This window comes from Pseudoalteromonas sp. EB27 (genome assembly GCF_001974875.1).
GTDB lineage: Bacteria > Pseudomonadota > Gammaproteobacteria > Enterobacterales > Alteromonadaceae > Pseudoalteromonas.
In genome coordinates this window covers 190439-208490 of the sequence record NZ_MTQD01000007.1, presented here as the reverse complement: position 1 = coordinate 208490, position 18052 = coordinate 190439, and the positions used below count along the sequence as shown (strand labels likewise).

21 protein-coding genes are annotated in these 18052 nt (G+C 38.6%); 20 read left to right on the top strand and 1 reads right to left on the bottom strand.

Annotated elements, in window-relative coordinates:
* Positions 1–654 carry a DUF6058 family natural product biosynthesis protein gene (locus BW142_RS09990; protein WP_024599905.1) on the bottom strand — a complete coding sequence of 218 codons (654 nt, stop codon included), beginning with the start codon at positions 652–654 and terminating at the stop codon, positions 1–3.
* Positions 655–825: 171 nt separating this feature from the next.
* Between BW142_RS09990 and dapA the strand changes: the two genes are divergently transcribed.
* From dapA to BW142_RS09890, 20 genes are all read left to right on the top strand, one after another.
* The gene (dapA, locus tag BW142_RS09985) at positions 826–1743 is read left to right on the top strand and encodes a 4-hydroxy-tetrahydrodipicolinate synthase (RefSeq protein WP_024599906.1); all 918 of its coding nucleotides are present in this window, start codon (positions 826–828) and stop codon (positions 1741–1743) included.
* A 118-nt stretch (positions 1744–1861) separates the two neighbouring features.
* Complete coding sequence (locus BW142_RS09980; RefSeq protein ID WP_171972323.1) at positions 1862–2575, top strand: beta-ketoacyl synthase chain length factor; 714 nt, start codon at positions 1862–1864, stop codon at positions 2573–2575.
* Complete coding sequence (locus BW142_RS09975; RefSeq protein WP_076924777.1) at positions 2568–3350, top strand: lysophospholipid acyltransferase family protein; 783 nt, start codon at positions 2568–2570, stop codon at positions 3348–3350. Before BW142_RS09980 ends, BW142_RS09975 begins: the two co-directional genes overlap by 8 nt.
* A complete protein-coding gene (locus BW142_RS09970; RefSeq protein WP_002958649.1) occupies positions 3347–3604 on the top strand; it encodes a phosphopantetheine-binding protein in 258 nt (85 codons plus the stop codon). Before BW142_RS09975 ends, BW142_RS09970 begins: the two co-directional genes overlap by 4 nt.
* A gap of 21 nt (positions 3605–3625) precedes the next feature.
* Positions 3626–3871: an acyl carrier protein gene (locus tag BW142_RS09965; protein ID WP_002958648.1), complete on the top strand. Its 246-nt coding sequence runs from the start codon at positions 3626–3628 to the stop codon at positions 3869–3871.
* Between the two features lie 4 nt (positions 3872–3875).
* On the top strand, positions 3876–4442 hold the full coding sequence (locus tag BW142_RS09960; protein WP_024606145.1) for a hypothetical protein: 567 nt from the start codon (positions 3876–3878) through the stop codon (positions 4440–4442).
* Entirely contained in the window at positions 4435–5799 is a 1365-nt protein-coding gene (locus BW142_RS09955) for an AMP-binding protein (RefSeq protein ID WP_076924776.1), read from the top strand. Before BW142_RS09960 ends, BW142_RS09955 begins: the two co-directional genes overlap by 8 nt.
* Entirely contained in the window at positions 5783–6148 is a 366-nt protein-coding gene (locus BW142_RS09950; protein ID WP_083707572.1) for a thioester dehydrase, read from the top strand. Before BW142_RS09955 ends, BW142_RS09950 begins: the two co-directional genes overlap by 17 nt.
* A complete protein-coding gene (locus BW142_RS09945) occupies positions 6141–6890 on the top strand; it encodes a glycosyltransferase family 2 protein (protein ID WP_076924774.1) in 750 nt (249 codons plus the stop codon). The genes BW142_RS09950 and BW142_RS09945 overlap by 8 nt, the downstream gene beginning before the upstream one ends.
* A complete protein-coding gene (locus BW142_RS09940; RefSeq protein ID WP_076924773.1) occupies positions 6880–7848 on the top strand; it encodes an acyltransferase in 969 nt (322 codons plus the stop codon). The genes BW142_RS09945 and BW142_RS09940 overlap by 11 nt, the downstream gene beginning before the upstream one ends.
* Positions 7841–9385 carry an aromatic amino acid ammonia-lyase gene (locus tag BW142_RS09935; protein WP_076924772.1) on the top strand — a complete coding sequence of 515 codons (1545 nt, stop codon included), beginning with the start codon at positions 7841–7843 and terminating at the stop codon, positions 9383–9385. The genes BW142_RS09940 and BW142_RS09935 overlap by 8 nt, the downstream gene beginning before the upstream one ends.
* Positions 9378–9806, top strand: coding sequence for an acyl-CoA thioesterase (locus tag BW142_RS09930; RefSeq protein ID WP_007580812.1), 429 nt, complete (start codon positions 9378–9380; stop codon positions 9804–9806). The genes BW142_RS09935 and BW142_RS09930 overlap by 8 nt, the downstream gene beginning before the upstream one ends.
* 23 nt (positions 9807–9829) lie before the next feature.
* A complete protein-coding gene (locus tag BW142_RS09925; RefSeq protein WP_076924771.1) occupies positions 9830–10339 on the top strand; it encodes an outer membrane lipoprotein carrier protein LolA in 510 nt (169 codons plus the stop codon).
* Positions 10340–10385: 46 nt separating this feature from the next.
* Entirely contained in the window at positions 10386–12623 is a 2238-nt protein-coding gene (locus BW142_RS09920; protein WP_076924770.1) for a transporter, read from the top strand.
* A gap of 4 nt (positions 12624–12627) precedes the next feature.
* Positions 12628–13866 carry an NAD(P)/FAD-dependent oxidoreductase gene (locus BW142_RS09915; RefSeq protein ID WP_076924769.1) on the top strand — a complete coding sequence of 413 codons (1239 nt, stop codon included), beginning with the start codon at positions 12628–12630 and terminating at the stop codon, positions 13864–13866.
* Complete coding sequence (locus BW142_RS09910) at positions 13854–14414, top strand: DUF3261 domain-containing protein (protein ID WP_076924768.1); 561 nt, start codon at positions 13854–13856, stop codon at positions 14412–14414. Before BW142_RS09915 ends, BW142_RS09910 begins: the two co-directional genes overlap by 13 nt.
* Positions 14411–15580 carry a beta-ketoacyl-ACP synthase gene (locus tag BW142_RS09905; RefSeq protein ID WP_076924767.1) on the top strand — a complete coding sequence of 390 codons (1170 nt, stop codon included), beginning with the start codon at positions 14411–14413 and terminating at the stop codon, positions 15578–15580. The genes BW142_RS09910 and BW142_RS09905 overlap by 4 nt, the downstream gene beginning before the upstream one ends.
* Positions 15573–16028: a hotdog family protein gene (locus BW142_RS09900; RefSeq protein WP_024606155.1), complete on the top strand. Its 456-nt coding sequence runs from the start codon at positions 15573–15575 to the stop codon at positions 16026–16028. The genes BW142_RS09905 and BW142_RS09900 overlap by 8 nt, the downstream gene beginning before the upstream one ends.
* Positions 16025–16750: a 3-oxoacyl-ACP reductase FabG gene (gene fabG / locus BW142_RS09895; protein WP_076924766.1), complete on the top strand. Its 726-nt coding sequence runs from the start codon at positions 16025–16027 to the stop codon at positions 16748–16750. The genes BW142_RS09900 and fabG overlap by 4 nt, the downstream gene beginning before the upstream one ends.
* Positions 16750–17979, top strand: coding sequence for a beta-ketoacyl-ACP synthase (locus tag BW142_RS09890; RefSeq protein WP_076924789.1), 1230 nt, complete (start codon positions 16750–16752; stop codon positions 17977–17979). Before fabG ends, BW142_RS09890 begins: the two co-directional genes overlap by 1 nt.
* Positions 17980–18052 lie beyond the last annotated feature (73 nt).

Genomic DNA, 18052 nt, shown 5'->3' with positions numbered 1-18052 from the left:
CTATTTAATAGATAAATCGTATTTTAAAATAAGCGCATCTATGTATCGGGTGCGCAAAGTGTGTTGTTTTTCATGATCGGCGCCATGCCCTAACGCTTTGTTTAAAAGCTTCATGGCGGGGTGTAGTTGTGCTCTTTCTTCTTGGTTTAAGCTCGCTTTACTGCGCAGTTCTGTAATGTCGTCAACTAATAGTCTGCCAATATCTACCGAGACTATTTCGTCTATTAAACCATTCTGAGTAAGTACACCGTACTTACTGCATAAAAACTGTTGCCAAACTTGCTGTAAGTGCTCGTCTATTTCACAGCCAAATAGCTCTTCGCTAAACGTAAATCCTTGCTGAGCGAGCTTAGTTAGGCTTGCAGTATATTGCTGTGCAAAATAATTAAAAGCGTGGCTTGATGATTCTATTTTTTGTTTTAAAAGACCCTGCCCCCAATTAACACAGCCGCGCGGGTAATAGTCGTCATACTCTTCGCATTCATACAAGCCTGAATATGAGCTGCAGCTAAGTTGGCTTTTAATACAGTAACTTGGTTTTGGGAAAACACTTCGCTCTTGCCAAGCTAAAAGTGTATCTGCATCTATATTTAATGCTTGGCACAGTTCATCGGTGTTATAAAAATGAGTTGCTAAGTAGTCAGATAAACGCATAAAGCCTCTGGTATCGTTAAAAATAAAATACTGTTTATATATACAGTTATTCATTTTGTATTACCAAACCTAATAATACAAGAGATTTTATAATTAAATGTAGGCTTACACCTCCAAAAGTACCCGCAATTATGTTACAAATAGCGCAAGTTTTATAAATAATGATTTTTTATGCGCACCCTAGAGAAAATTAAACAAGCAAGCCTTATTACAGCTATTAAAACGCCATACTTAGCAAACGGTGAAATAGATCTCGCAAAGTACGATGAACTCGTAGAAATACAAATTGCAGCGGGCGTTGATGGCATTGTAGTCGGTGGCACAACAGGCGAAGGCCAGTTAATGAACTGGGAAGAGCATTTAATGCTTATAGCGCACAGTGCAAACAAGTATGGCGACAAACTGGTTATTGTTGGTAATACCGGTAGTAACAACACCCGTGAAGCTATTAAAGCAACTAAGTATGGCTTTGCCAGCGGTATGGATGCAGCACTGCAAATTAACCCGTACTACGGGCGTACGTCAATTGCGGGTGTTAAAGAGCACTTTAAGCGTGTGTTAGATATTGGACCTGCCTTTATTTACAACGTAGCAGGGCGCACAGGTCAAGACCTAACACCTGATATTATTGAGCCACTGGCACAGCACGAGCATTTTATTGGTGTTAAAGAGTGTGGCGGCAATGAACGCATAGCCCATTATGAGCAGCAAGGTATTGCATGTTGGTCGGGTAACGATGACGAAAGCCATGATGCGCGCCACACACATAAAGCGCACGGTGTTATTTCGGTTACATCTAACCTTATTCCTGGTTTGTTCCGTCAGTTAATGGATACTAAAAATGATGAGTTAAATACCTCATTACAACCATTAATGAACTGGTTGTTCTGCGAGCCAAATCCGATTGCTATTAATACCGCCATGATGATGACAGGTGCAGTAAACCCCGTATTTAGATTACCGTACTTACCGCTTAGTGATGAGCAGCAAGCTCAAGGCGAAGTGTTAATTAATGAGTTAAATAATAACGATGTTGTTGGCGGTACAGCTAAGTGTTTAAAGCAGAATGATATAGCTCTACTTTCATAATAATATGAGCAGGCACTGAACAACTCGTTAGTTCAGTGCCTTTTGTTAATGATTATTTACTTCTATTGCTAAAATCGGTAAAATTCCATCCCTTATATCTTATAAAATATGCAGAGCTGTGAAATTTGTTGTTGAAGAACTCGCTATATGGATAAAGCCCGAACAGCGACAAATAAAAGAGAGTAATTGGTTTGATTCCTCTGTATTAAATCTTAGTTGGGTACCTGCTATGCAGCGACGCCGAATGACTTCCTTTATCAAAATGGCACTCTTTAGTGCTCATCAAGTAAGTACTCAAGGTAACTACGTTAATTTACCGAGTGTTTTTTCTTCTCGCCACGGCGATTTTCACAAAACGTCCAACTTACTTGTTGATGTAGTTAATGATCAGCCACTGTCGCCCACTGGTTTTGGGTTAAGTGTGCATAATGCCGCATCGGGACTTTTTGGGATAATACAGGGTAATACAAGTGCTACAAATGCTATTGCTGCAGGAGCCGAAAGTTTTATTTATGCACTAGTAGATGGCTTTGTAAGACTTGCTGATAACGATCAGCAACACATGTTAATAGTTCATACGGATGAGACTCTCCCCGATATTTACGCTCAGTATGCCGATGAACAGCAAATAGCACACTCAATTGGCTTAATAATTAGAGCGCCGCAAAAAGGCGAACCGCATTTTAGTTTAAACAAAGTATTTAACTCGGGCGTGGGCGAAAGCGACTTACCAATGAGTATTCAATGCGCTAAAGCTTTGCATGAGCGCAGCAATACATTACTTGTTCATAACACGCTTGAGCACGATTGGCAGCTTACATACCATGCTTAAAAATGTACAAAGGTTATGTGGGTTGATTTGGCGGATTATTGCTACTGCATTTTGCTTTTCAGTTTTTGGAATGGGTGGTTTAGTATTAGCTTTTGTTATTTTTCCTGCTCAGCGCCTATTTCAAAGTGACTCAGTTAAGCAAAAAATCAAGGCTCGAAAAACAGTACATTACAGCTTTAAGTTATTTGTTGGTTTAATGCATTTAACGGGCGTTATTCGATTTCATGTTGAAGATAAAGCAAAAATTGAAGGCTTAAAAGGGCAGCTACTATTGGCAAACCATCCTTCTTTGATTGATGTTGTTGTTTTAATTTCGGTAGTAAAAAATGCTGATTGCGTTGTAAAGGCGCATTTATTTAAAAATCCTTTTATGCGCGGCGTTATTAAAAGCACCGGCTACATAAGTAATGACGATCCACATGAGCTATTACGAGAGTGTGAGCGCAGTTTGCAAAAGGGTAATAACTTAATTGTATTTCCTGAAGGTACACGGACAGAGCCTCACAAAACATTAAAGTTTAAGCGGGGCGCTGCAAATATTGCAATTAGATGTCATGCGCCCATTACTACTTTTTTAATTAAAATGAAACCAAACACTTTAACCAAAGGTACACCTTGGTATAAGGTCGCGCCATATCAGGCGCATTTTACAATGAGGCTCGCAAGCCAGCAGTTTAATTGTGCAACTTACGACCACGATATGCCAGCGATGCAATCACGCCAATTGACTAAAGATTTACAACATTACTTTACACAAGAGCTAAAAAATATATGAGCGAATTAAAAGAACAAATAAAACAACTGATTATCTCAAGCCTTGATCTTGAAGACATGACCACTGCTGACATTCAAGATGATGACGCTTTATTTGTAGATGGCCTAGGGCTAGACAGCATAGATGCATTAGAGCTTGGCCTTGCGATAAAAAAACAATTTGATGTGAAAATAGATGCAAACTCAGAGCAAACTAAAGCGCACTTTGCCTCAGTTAATTCTTTAGCAAAATTTATTGAACAAGCACGTTCTTAATATATAAAAGTAGGAAGAAAGATGAAAACCGCTGCTGAAATTTATGATGTATTACACGGCATTTTAGAGAACGAATTTGAAATAGACCCAGAAGATATTAGCTTAGAGGCTAACCTGTACCAAGATCTTGATTTAGACAGCATTGATGCAGTTGACTTAGTTGTGAAATTAAGAGAAATCACAGGTAAAAAAATTGAGCCAGATGCCTTTAAGCTGGTGCGCACAGTGCAAGACATAGTTACCGAAATAGAAAAGTTAGTTAACTAATACTATGTTAAAAGCAGTTTTAACAACGTTAATTATGATTTGTTTGGCTTGCTACCCTCTTATTGTGTACGTAGGCCTTACGCGTTTTAATAGTCAGTTTATTACAGTATTACTGCTATTTATACTCGGGGTTAGACTTTGGTTAAGCAGAGCCTTGTTTGATAAAATGCCGTGGTTAAAGCCAGCTACATTTTTAGCAGCCATTACTATTGTGATTTCCAAGGTAATGGATAGCGACTTAGGGCTGCGCTTGTACCCCGTAATCATTAATTTAGTTATGTTAATTGTGTTTGCGTATTCTTTGTATAAAGGGCCTTCTATTATTGAAACCTTTGCGCGTATCACTGAGCCCTCACTTGATGAAAACGGTGTAATTTATACAAAAAAAGTAACGCTAGTGTGGTGTGTTTTTTTTGTATTTAACGGTGGTATTGCCCTATACACCAGTATTTTTAGTAGCCTAGAAACATGGGCTTTTTATAATGGTTTTATTGCTTACTTAGCTATGGGCACATTGTTTGCCATAGAATGGCTAGTCAGACAAAAAGTAAAAAGGAACGCCGGTGTTTAATGCTTTTCAAAGTAATGCGATAAGAACGTGCTTTAATCATACTGATAATGATATTTCGGAGCGTCAGTTTGTTAGTGATATAAACGAAGTTTTAGCTAAACTATCAACGTTAAACGCTAAATCATCAGTTGTTTTATACACCACAGACACTTACAAATTTGCCGTGTACTTATTTGCTTTGGCACTACACGGAAACACAGTGATTTTGCCGCCTAATGGGCAACCTGCAACGTTAAACTCCTTGCTTAAACAAACACCTTTTTTTATTGGTGAGTCTGAATTAGTAGCCGATTTAGAGGCTGATTTTTTAGATATTGGCACCCTAGTCAATCAACCTCACTTTGTATCTATTGAAACAATTAAATGGCCTCAAGAAGGCACAATTGTTTTTTACACGTCAGGCTCGTCGGGTAAAGCCAAGCCAATTGTAAAAACGTGGCAGGTAATAAATAAAGAATTAAGTACATTAATTAATAGCTATGCACTGATTGATAATCCTATTTTTATAGCGAGTGTTTCGCATCAGCACATATACGGCTTATTGTTTAGATTATTGTGGCCATTGCGCGCAGGAAAGGTTGTTAATACAGAACTACTGCACTACCCAGAACATGTAGCTAAAAAGCTCAAGTTATTTAAAAAAGTAGTCTTTGTTTCAAGCCCTGCACAGTTAAAGCGGTTATGTATTGATAATGTTTTAGTGGATGATAAGTCTCATTTACAATGGATTTTTTCATCAGGTGGTCCGTTATTAAACGAAGATGCTGTATCGTTGTTTACGCAATTAAATAAACCAGTCACACAAGTTTTTGGTAGTACCGAAACTGGTGGTATTGCATATCGACAAGTTACTTCACTTGAAAAGGTTAGCCTTTGGCAGCCATTCTCGGGTATTAAAGTACGGGCTTTAGACGATCAGCGTTTAATTTTAAACTCGCCGCTTGTTCGCGATAAAAATTACCCTTTAGATGATAGAGGCGAAGTGCTTAAAAATGGTCAATTTAGATTACTAGGCCGATTCGATCGAATTATAAAGTTAGAAGAAAAACGATTAAGTTTAGATGAGCTAGAACAACATTTGTGTACTAGTGAGTGGGTAAGTGAAGCTAAAGTAATCGCCTTGCCTGGTGAGCGATTAATTGTAGGCGCCATAGTTGTACTTACGCATAAAGGGCAGATGTTTTTTAATGGTGACGGTAAGTTAGCTACAAATAATTTATTAAAAGCGCATGCATTAGCGCGCTTTGAGCGAATTTGTATCCCTAAAAAGTGGCGTTTTGTAGATCAATTACCATACAACTCACAGGCAAAGTTAAATTTAAAAGCATTGGAGAGTCTTTTTGCAAAAGTTGACTAAAACACAGCCTGATTTACTGTCTTGTGAAAATGCAGAGCAAAAGTATAAATTAAGCTTACTAGTTCCTCATGATTTAGATTATTTCAAAGGACATTTTACGGATGGCCCAATACTCGCAGGTGTTGTGCAATTAGACTGGGCTGTGGCTGCAATTTGTAAATATTATAGTGTTCAGCAACCTGTTAAAAATGTTGAAGTGTTAAAGTTCCAGGTAGTGATTACCCCAGGTATAACAATCGAATTATTACTTGAGCAAAAAGCAGAGAATAAATATACCTTTTCGTATAATTCAAACAAAGGACAGCATGCATCTGGCCGTGTTGTTTTTGATAGCCTGATAAATGAATAACTTTTGTATTGTTATCCCAAATTATAATCACGTTACGGTTATTGATGATGTACTGAGCCAATTATCGTCATTTAATCTTCCTATTATTATGGTTGATGACGCAAGCAACGCCGAAGCTAAAAATGTGTTCAGTAAGCTCGATGCAAAACACGCGCAGTTGAGTGTAGTTGCCCACGACGATAATCAAGGCAAAGGCGGCGCGGTACAAACAGGCTTAAAGCAGGCACATAAGCTAGGTTTTTCGCATGCGATACAGATTGATGCAGATGGGCAGCATGACTTATCTGATATTAAAAAACTAATAGCGCTTTCAAACGCTCAGCCTAAAGCGCTTATAAGCTGTTGCCCAATATATGACGATTCAGTGCCTAAACACCGTTATTTAGCACGTTATTTAACGCATATTTGGGTATGGATTGAAACGTTAAGTTTTACAATTGTAGATTCAATGTGTGGCTTTAGAGTGTATCCGCTTGAGCAAAGTACAAAGCTAATTGATGAGGTATCGCTTGGAAAACGCATGGATTTTGACCCCGAAATTTTAGTGCGTTTATATTGGCGCAATGTGCCTTTTGTATTTTTACCTAGCCAAGTAATTTACCCCGAAAATGGGCTTTCTCATTTTCAGCCATTACACGATAACGTGCGTATTTCGTGGTTGCACACTCGCTTATTTTTTGGAATGTTGATTCGCTCTCCGGTGTTAATTTGGCATAAATTAAAGAGGCGTTATGGCAGCTAAGCACTGGTCTAAAATGCAAGAACGTGGTAATTTTTTAGGTATTCAAATACTGTTACTTGCTCATAAATTACTGAGTAGAAAAGGGCTGTGGATTGTTTTGTTTCCTGTCGTTTTTTATCTTTTTTTAACAGGAAAAGTAGCGCGTGTAGCTTCTAAAGCGTTTTTAAAGCAAGTTAATGTTTACCAAGGCAGGAAGCAACCTGTTACGTTTAAAATGCAATTAACGCACTTTTGTAGTTTTGCAGATAGCGCATTAGATAAAATTGATGCTTGGCTTGGGCGAATAACCCAACGTGATATTAAATACACTAATGAGCATTTATTTGCTGAGTTAGATGAGCAAAACCAAGGGGCTATTTTTATAGGTTCTCACTTGGGTAATTTAGAGGTGTGCAGGGCACTTAGCCAGCACCGCAGCAGTAAAAAAATAAATGTACTGGTGTTTACCCATCACGCTGTTGAATTTAATAAAATGCTTAAAAAGATTAACCCAGATGTGTCGGTTAATTTAATACAAGTGACTGATATGGGGCCTGACTTAGCTATTTTACTAAAAGAAAAAGTAGAGCAGGGAGAAATAATCGTTATTGTTGGTGACAGAACAAGCACAACAACGGCTTCTCGGTCGGTACAGGTACCGTTTTTAGGCAAAAATGCCCCATTTTCACAGGGGCCTTTTATATTAGCCGCGCTGCTTGATTGCCCTGTTTACTTTTTGTTTTGTTTAAAAGATAAAAAAAGCAAAAAGTATCAAGTGATATTTGAACATTACAGCCAGTCATTAAAAATGCCTCGACGAGAGCGACAGCAGGCGCTAACACTTATTATTACTGACTATGCACAGCGTTTGAGTTATTACGCAGCTTTATATCCTTATCAGTGGTTTAATTTTTACGATTTTTGGAAAAGTGATCAGCAGGTAGTGCGCGATCAATCAATGGAGAACAAGTGTGACTGAACAAAATATACAGCTTTTTGGCAATCAGCGATTATCAATTGAAGATATTGTTCGAGTTGCCTTTAATGAAACACAAGTGCAATTAAATAGCTGTGAAACTTTTAGCGTTAAAATTAATAGCGCTTTGCGTTTTTTAGACACACTTTTAAAAGAAGATGGCGTGATTTACGGCGTTACTACTGGTTACGGTGATTCTGTAACGGTGGCTGTACCCCTTGATTTAGTTGATGAATTACCTCTGCATTTAACTCGTTTTCATGGCTGTGGACTCGGGGATGTATTTAATAAAGTGCAAGGGCGTGCAATTTTAGCGACCCGTTTAACATCACTTTCACAGGGCTACTCTGGTATTAGCTGGGAAATGCTGCACCTACTTAAAGATTACTTAAATAACGATATAGTGCCTGTGATCCCACAAGAAGGGTCAGTAGGTGCCAGTGGCGATTTAACACCGTTATCTTACGTTGCAGGTGCGATGGTAGGCGAGCGTGACGTGTTTTACAAAGACCAAGTACGTAACAGTGCTGAAGTTATGAAAGAAGTTGGCTTAGAGCCACTAACACTAAGGCCAAAAGAAGGTCTTGCGGTTATGAATGGCACAGCGGTAATGACTGCATTAGCGTGTTTAGCGTTTGATAGGGCTAATTACTTAGCTAAACTGGCAAGCCGTATTACTGCATTATCAAGCTTAGCGCTTAAAGGAAATAGCCATCATTTTGATGAGATATTATTTTCAGTTAAGCCACATCCTGGGCAGCAACAAATTGCTCGTTGGATAAGAGAAGATTTAAACCATCACGATCACCCTCGTAATGCAGACAGACTTCAAGATAGGTATTCAATCCGTTGTGCACCCCATGTTATTGGTGTGCTGCAAGATAGTCTGCCGTTTTTTAGGCACATGATAGAAAACGAGCTTAACTCAGTAAACGATAACCCAATAATTGACGGCCAAGGTGAGCATGTATTGCACGGCGGGCATTTTTACGGAGGCCACATTGCAATGGCAATGGATAGCATGAAAACAGCCGTTGCAAATCTTGCTGATTTAGCCGACAGACAAATCGCGTCTTTGGTTGATACTAAGTACAACAATGGGCTACCTTCAAACTTGTCTGATAGTGCACCAGAGCGCCGTTATATTAATCATGGCTTTAAGGCTGTTCAAATTGGCTGTAGTGCTTACACTGCTGAAGCATTAAAGCTAACCATGCCGGCCAGCGTTTTTTCTCGCTCTACGGAGTGTCATAATCAAGATAAAGTGAGTATGGGAACTATTGCGTCTCGCGATTGTTTACGTATTTTACAGCTAACAGAACAAGTGTTAGCAAGTACGTTATTAGCAAGTATTCAAGGTGTTAGATTGCGTATAAAACAAGGCGATCTTGAGTTTTCGACTTTAACGCAAGATATGCAAAACATGTATACCGATATAACTGATTACTTTGAAAACCTCACTGAGGATAGACCAATGGAAGCCGTGCTAAGGCAAACAATAGGGTATATTCAAACTAAACGTTGGGCGTTGTATGAATAGTAAAGGTGCATTATTAACGCATGTGGTAGAAATTGAAATTCCATTTCATGACTGCGACCCAATGAATGTTGTATGGCATGGAAATTACCCACGTTATTTAGAAGTAGCGCGCTGCGAGTTACTGCGTTTATTTGATTATGATTACCCGCAAATGCATGAATCGGGCTACGCGTGGCCAATTGTTGATATGCAAATAAAGTATGTTGCCTCAGCAGTATTTACTCAAAAAATTAAAGTAGCGGCTTACTTAAAAGAATACGAGAATAGACTACGGATTGATTACGTAATCACTGACTCGCTAACTAATAAGCGCCTTACTAAAGCCTCAACCACGCAAGTTGCGGTTGAGGTTAGCTCCAAAGAAATGCAATTTGAATCACCCGCTATTTTATTTAATAAGTTAAAAGCGGTTTTGAATTAAATTTTTATTTTATAGGCGATTAAATGAATTTTTTAAAATGTTTTACATTAAGCATAGCCATTAGCTTTTTACTGTTTTGCACAGTAGTAAATGCAGCAGCTATTAAAGGTGAGTTTAAGCAATATAAGCAATTTAATGGATTTGCTAAGCCTTTTATTTCGTCGGGTGTTTTTTCGTTAATTGATGAAAAGCTCATTTGGCAAGTGAAAATGCCTGTTGAGAGTATGCTCATAATAGAAAACGGCAAAGTGCTTGCACAAAATGCCAATGGTGAGTTAATACCACAACCCGGTAGCGAGCAATTTGTAGGATTACTGAGTGACTTACTTAGCGTAAATATGAGTGCTCTGGAAACACGTTTTGACATTGCTAAAATGCAAGACAGTTGCACACAGTTAATACCAAAAGAAGCTATGCTAAAGCAATTATTTAGTGATTTTATTTTATGTGAAACTGCTAAGCAAGTGAGCAGTATTACACTAAATGAGCACTCAGGAAATAACACAAAAATTGAGTTTACTTATTCCAAATAAAATTATGTTTTTAAATAATGCAGTGGTTAATTAAGGGAATAGTGCAGTGACAAAACGAATTACCGTTATTGTAGGGTGGTTTAGCAGTTTAATTTTACTTTTTGCTGCAGCTTTTTGGCTGTCTAAACCAACGTTTAGCGCCGATATGTTTAGCTTATTGCCAAAGTCGCACTCCCAAATTGCACATGCGGAAGATGTTTTTTTTCAGCAAAATGCTAACCGTATTATGTTCTCGTTTGCAGGAAATAATAAAAATAAAGCATTTGATGATTTCCAAAAATGGCTCGACGATAATGCAATTAAAAGCACATTTAACTTTCCGTCCGTTAACGATTTAGCGCAAACATTCTCACCTTTCAAACATGCGTTATTAAGTGATACTTACAAGCAAACATTAAGCAAAAAAACAACGTTTGAACATTATTACCTTGAGCAATTAAATCAGTTAGGCAACCCATTTGTAAGTGCTACCTTAAGCAAAGATACAAGTTTGAGCTTAGCGGCATTTATAGAAGATAACTTAAAACAAAGCCAATTGTTTACGCTTGAACAAGGTCGTTTAACTCGACGTTTAAAAGGCGTTGAATACCGTGTCATTTTGGCAAACTTAGCGCCTGAAAATTTAGGGGTTAATAAATCAATTGATTTAGCTGGCTCGATAATTAAACAGATCAATATACTTAATAAAACCTACCCTGATTTAAGCATTACTTACTCTGGTGTGCTATTTCATACGGCTGAAAATGCTAAACAAGCTAAATACGAGATGAGCCTGTTTGGTGGCATTAGCTTATTAGCCCTTATTGCTATGGTATTTTGGGTGTTTAGGCGTTTAAACAGTATTTTATTAGCAAGCTTTACCGTACTGAGTGCACTTATTGGCGGCGCTATCGCTATGGTGTTGCTGTTTAAGACTATTCATTTATTAACGCTTGTTTTTGCAGTTACCTTGATTGGTATTGCCATTGATTATGCATTTCATGGTATGACTGACTTAGCCAAAAAAGAGCATGAAAAAGGCTACAGCAAAGGGACTCAATCTGCGCTTTTACTGTCTCTTATTACGACTACGTTGGGTTATTGCTGCTTACTAGGTGCGCCACTAACGTTATTATCTCAAGTTGGCGTGTTTGTTATTGCGGGTTTAGTGAGTGCTTGGCTATTTACAGTTTTAGTTTTGCCATTGTGGCAATCTACACTCACATTATCGCCTTCGAGTTTATTGATGAGTCAAAAGCTCATTAAGGTTTTTTTATACTGCAATAGTTTAAAAAAACCAATACTCATTACGTTATTAGTCCTTATAAGTGCGTTATTTTTAATAAAACCTATTAGCTTTAATGATGATGTAAAGCTATTAAATGCAAGCTCCGAACATTTAATGCTAAACGAAAAAAAGCATTTGTTATTACTTGGGCAATGGAATAGCCAAATTGTTTTTATGTTTGCAGATAGCGACGAAGTGCTTTTACAAAAGCAAGAACAATTTTTAAAACGCTTAACGCAACTAAACCCTAATTTTAAACATAATAGCATTAGCCATTGGTTGCCTAGTTTACAAAAGCAGAGCGATAACCAAGCCTTGTTTAAACAGGCTAAAAACAAAGGGATTTTGGATATTGCAGAGCGCATTACAGGGCAAGCACTAGAAAGCACAAAATCACCGTTACTCACTTATGAAACACTCGCCACGAGTGCATTTAAACCATTATTACTTTCCCAAATGGTTGTTGAGTCAGAACAATCGATAACGTGGGTGTCTATTTCGGGTATTTCATCTGATCAACTAATTAATGAGGTTGAAAAAAACAATGGAATTTACCTTTATAATAAACCTAAACAAATTAGTGCTTTATTAAGTGATTACCGTGAATATTTACTATTAAGCCTAGTGCTTGCGGGTTTTATTAGTTGGCTGCTTTTTAGTTGGCGATTTACGATTAGGATAGCGCTGCTGCAGGTGACCATTTTATCTGTTGTGGTGTTGAGCATGCTTTGGGTATGTAATGCGATTCAAGGTAGCTTGTCGTTATTTAATTTACTCGGTGCGTTACTTGTTATTGCCTTAGCAATTGATTACCTCGTTTTTTATCAAATAAATAAGTTAGAGCCCAAAAATGTGTTAGCGATTAGCTTATCGGCTGCGTCATCAATGTGGGTATTTGGCATGTTGAGTGCATCTGATACACCCGCTATTTTTAGCTTTGGGCTGAGTGTAATGGTAGGGATTTTAGCTATTTACTTTTTATCACCGCTGAGTGTTTTAAAGCCTCAAAAGGAATAATAATTTGAATAACCTTGAGCAGTACGATGTTGTTGTTATTGGCGCTGGGCCTTCTGGTGCATTGGCTAGTAGTCTTTTAGTTCAAAAAGGATGGCGGGTACTGGTACTTGAACAGCAGGCGTTTCCACGTTTTTCAATTGGTGAAAGCTTACTGCCGCAATGTATGGCGTTCTTAGAAGAGGCGGGCTTAATCGATATACTGCATGACAATGCAGCGACTTTAGGTTTTCAGTTTAAAGATGGCGCTGCTTTTCATCGGGCAGGGCAAAATACGACTATAAACTTTACCGAAAAATTTACTAAAGGCCCAGGCACTACGTATCAAGTGAAAAGAGCTGACTTTGACAAATTATTAGCAGACAAAGCACAAGGACAAGGCGTAGAGATCAGATATAAGCACACCGTGGTTGACTACTGTGATGAGCCAAATGGTGCATCATTAGTGGTACACAATGAGCAGCAACAAGCTTACCGCGTTAATGCCCGATTTGTATTGGACGCAAGTGGCTTTGGGCGTGTATTACCAAAATTGTTAGATTTAGAACTTCCCTCTAGCTTTCCTGTTCGCAGCGCTTATTTTAGTCATTTTAAAGACAATATTAGTGATTCAAGCTTCGATCGTAATAAAATTTTGATTACCGTGCACCCTCAATATTCTGATGTGTGGTATTGGCTTATTCCCTTTAGTGATGGTACTGCGAGTATTGGGGTGGTGGCGCAGTCAGAGCGTTTTAATAACGACGAATCTAGCGATTTACTAAATCAATTTATAGAGCAAGATCCTTATTTAAAAACACTGTTAGCACAACGAGAGTTATTAACTCCAGCAAAAAATATTAAAGGCTACTCGGCAAATGTGAGTAAGTTATATGGTAAGCACTTTGCTTTATTAGGTAATGCGGGGGAATTTTTAGATCCGGTATTTTCATCAGGTGTAACAATTGCACTTAAATCTGCAAATTTAATTGCTCCACTTGTTGATTGCTATTTAAAAAATGAAGTCGTCGATTTTGACACTCACTACGCACAGCCATTACAAGCTGGAGTTGATTGTTTTAGAACATTTGTAACAGGATGGTACGATACGCGTTTTCAGGATGTGATATTTTACTCTGAGCAAAATACTCAGGTACGAGAAATGATTAGTGCTATTTTAGCGGGCTACTCATGGGATACAAATAACCCATTTGTTGCACAAAGTGAACGCCGTTTAAATGTCTTGGCTCAGTTATGTCAAAATTAATTAAGTATGCGGTGTGTAGTGTATTCATATTTGCTGTGTTGAGCGCCTGTACGAGTTTTACAGCATCTAAAAATAGAGTGTATCTATCACCTAATATTCAATTAAATATTAATAGCGTGCCAGCACAAATGTTTGATAAGTCTTGGCAGCATGTTTTGTATATTACAAATCAGCAAAAAACACATACTGTATTTGCCCAATTAGCTATAAATGACAAAGGTGCAATTAAGTTATTGTTAATGACAGTACAAGGCTTTCCAATTATGGAGCTTGAAAAACCTTTAAATGGCCCGGTAAAAACACGAAATATGCTGGCGGTAGAAGGGATAGACCCTCATTATATCTTGGCGGATATTGCATTAGTACATTGGCCAGTAGCATTTTTACAAAAGCAGTTAGAGGGTGCTTTAATAGAGCAGGTTGGCTCTAATCGGGAAGTATTTAACGATGAGGGTACATTTATCACCATTGACTATAGTGGTGAGTCGACAACGTTGAACAATATTTTACATCAGTATCAAATAACATTTAAAAAGGTAGAACAGTGACATATTGGCTGAATGATTTAGGCATTGTGAGCGCGATGGGCATAGGCCAAGATGCAACCACAACAAGCTTAAATAAATATAACCCTGCAACTCCTTTATTAACTTTAAATAAAAGTTTAAGTGCTGAGCAAACTCCGCTTTATGTTGGGCAAGTTCAGTCTATTGCTTTATCAAATAATAAACGTATCAATACATTTATTGATCTAGCTTTAGAGCAGATTAAGCCAACCTTAGATAAACTTTCGCATATTGATAAGTCGCGTATCGCAATTGTAATGGGTACTAGTACATCAGGTATTCATGATGGTGAAAGAGCGCGTAAAAGCTATGAAAGTACAAAACTCTGGCCTGATGACTTTAGTTACAGTGATCAAGAGTTAGCTACACCCGCTCATTACATTGCACATAAAATAGGGGCTCTAGGGCCTTGTTACAGTATTTCTACTGCGTGCACGTCGAGTAGCAAAGCGTTAATTAGCGCCCGAGCTTTGCTAAATGCTGATTTAGCCGATGTGGTAATTTGTGGTGGTGCGGATAGTTTGTGCCAATTAACAATTAATGGCTTTGATTCGCTCGCTTCATTAAGCTTGGGTTTATGCCAGCCTTTTTCTAGCACCAGAGACGGCATTAATATTGGTGAAGGGGCCGCTTTATTTGTAATGACTAAAAATATGCCAATAACAAATAACGGCGTTATGTTACTAGGCAGTGGCGAAAGTTCAGATGCGCATCATATGTCAGCCCCCGATCCTAATGGGGTGGGCGCCCAAGCCTCAATGGAAAAAGCACTAAAAAGTGCAAAGTTATCCTGTGGTGATATTGATTATATTAACGCTCACGGTACGGCTACTGTAAAAAATGACGAAATGGAAGCACTTGCAATTAATCGCGTGTTTGGCAACAATACCCCGCTTAGCTCTAGTAAGCATTTAACAGGGCATACCCTTGGTGCTGCAGGCGCTATTGAAGCCGGTATATGTTGGTTATTATTAAAAGACAGCGGCCAACATATGCTGCCATATAACGTGATTAAAGAAGGCAGTGATTTGGCTGATATAAAAATAATAAAACAAGCGTTTAAGCCCGCTCTTAAATACTGTTTATCTAATTCATTTGCGTTTGGCGGTAATAATGCCAGCTTAATATTGGGAGTTAACGTTGACTAATTACCTTATAGAGCAAGTAGTCCCGCATGATGCGCCAATGATTTTAATAGATAGCCTTTTGACATACAGCGAAGATGAAGCTCAGTGCGGAGTTACTATAACTGAGCAAAGCCCTTTTTTTAGTCCTGCGATTAATGGCGTACCTAGCTATATTGGTGTTGAGTACATGGCGCAGTCTATTGCCGCTTATGCTGGTGCGTTGGCGAATGATGAAAATAAACCTGTAAAAATTGGTTTTTTAATTGGCACTCGAAAATATCAAACTTATCAACCGGGTTTTAAAAACGGCAGTAAGTTGACTATTGAAGTGAAAAAACTATATCAAGAAGAGTCAGGTTTAAGTGTATTTGAATGCCAAATACTCGCGTGTGAAACTCTACTTTGCCAAGCAAAAATTAATGTATTTCAGCCTGAAAACCCGTTGGAATTTATAAGAGAAAATCAATGACAAAAAGAATTTTAGTTACGGGTTCAAGCCGTGGCATTGGTAAAGCTATTGCGTTAAAACTTGCTGAGCAAGGGTTTGATATTACAGTACATTGCAGAGCAGGTGTTGAGCAAGCTCAAGCAACATGCGATGAAATTAATGCATTAGGTAGAGCCACCAGTTTATTACAATTTGATGTATGTGACAGAGAGCAGGCCAAAACACAAATAATAGAAGATATAGCTCAGCATGGCGCTTATTACGGCGTGGTGTGTAATGCAGGTATTACTAACGATATGGCATTTCCTGCTATGCAAGGGGAAGACTGGGATTGTGTAATACGTACAGGCCTTGATGGGTTTTATAATGTAGTACACCCAACTGTAATGCCTATGGTACAAAGCCGTAAAGGTGGGCGCATAATTACAATGTCGTCTGTATCGGGTATTGCAGGTAACCGAGGGCAAGTAAATTATAGTGCAGCAAAAGCCGGTATTATTGGGGCCACTAAAGCACTTGCATTAGAATTGGCAAAACGCAAAATTACAGTTAATTGTGTGGCACCTGGTTTAATAGAAACCGCGATGACTGATGAATTACCTATTGATGAAATGATGAAAATGATACCCCTAAAGCGCATGGGGAGCGTTAAAGAAGTCGCAGGCACAGTCGCTTTCTTAATGTCTGATGATGCAGCTTACATAACACGCCAAGTGATTTCGGTTAATGGTGGCATGGTTTGATTAAACGCGTTGTTGTAACAGGCATGTCTGTGGTCACTGCATTGGGCGATGATTGGTCTGAATTTAAACAAGCCTTAATTAAAGGCGAAAATGCTGTTGTTACTATGCCAGAGTGGGATATAGCCGACGATCTCAATACTCGTTTAGCCGCGCCAGTTAAACACTTTGAGCGACCAAGTCATTATAAACGTAAACAAATCCGTTCAATGGGGCGAGTGTCACTTATGTCAACTCGTGCTACTGAGTGCGCACTTGAACAAGCCAAACTACTCGAGCACGACAGTCTAACAGATGGCTCTACGGGCATAGCATATGGCTCATCTACTGGCTCTACTGCGCCATTACTCGCCTTTGCAAATATGATGGAAACGGGGTCGATGTCAGGTGTAACAGCAACGAGTTACATTAAAATGATGGCGCATACTGCCCCTGTAAATGTGGGTGTGTTTTTTGGTTTAAAAGGGCGTGTTATAACAACAAGCTCTGCTTGTACATCGGGATCTCAAGGAATAGGCTACGCCTATGAAGCGATTAAGTTTGGCCGACAAAAAATAATGGTGGCTGGTGGAGCAGAGGAATTATGCATCACAGAGGCTGCAGTATTTGATACGCTTTATGCAACATCTACAAAAAATGAAACACCAAAACAAACACCAAGACCTTTTGATAAAAATCGCGATGGCTTAGTGATAGGCGAAGGCGCGGGTACACTTATTTTAGAAGAATACGAACATGCAAAAGCGCGCGGAGCAACAATATTAGCTGAGGTGGTTGGTTTTGGTTGTAATTCTGATGGACAGCACGTTACTCAACCAACATCAAAAACAATGCAACTAGCGATAGAAATGGCACTGCAAGATGCCAATTTAGAACCAGAAAAAATTGGTTACGTTAATGCGCATGGTACATCAACAGATAAAGGTGATATTGCCGAGTCTCACGCAACGTTTAAAGCATTGGGCAGCAAACCTATTAGCTCGTTAAAAAGTTATTTGGGGCATACATTAGGTGCTTGTGGTGCAATAGAAGCATGGGCAAGTATTAATATGATGGCTGATAACTGGTTTGCACCAACAATTAATTTAGATAACGTTGATGACGAATGTGCTCAGCTTGATTACATAAGGCATCAAGGGCGTGAGATTAATACCGATTACGTGATGAGTAATAACTTTGCGTTTGGTGGTATTAACACCTCTTTAATATTTAAACGCTATAAAGTAGATTAAACACGTTAAAAGATAAGTTATGACTAACTGTTAGCTCGTTTTTACTGTATAATTTGCGACCCTTGATAATGTG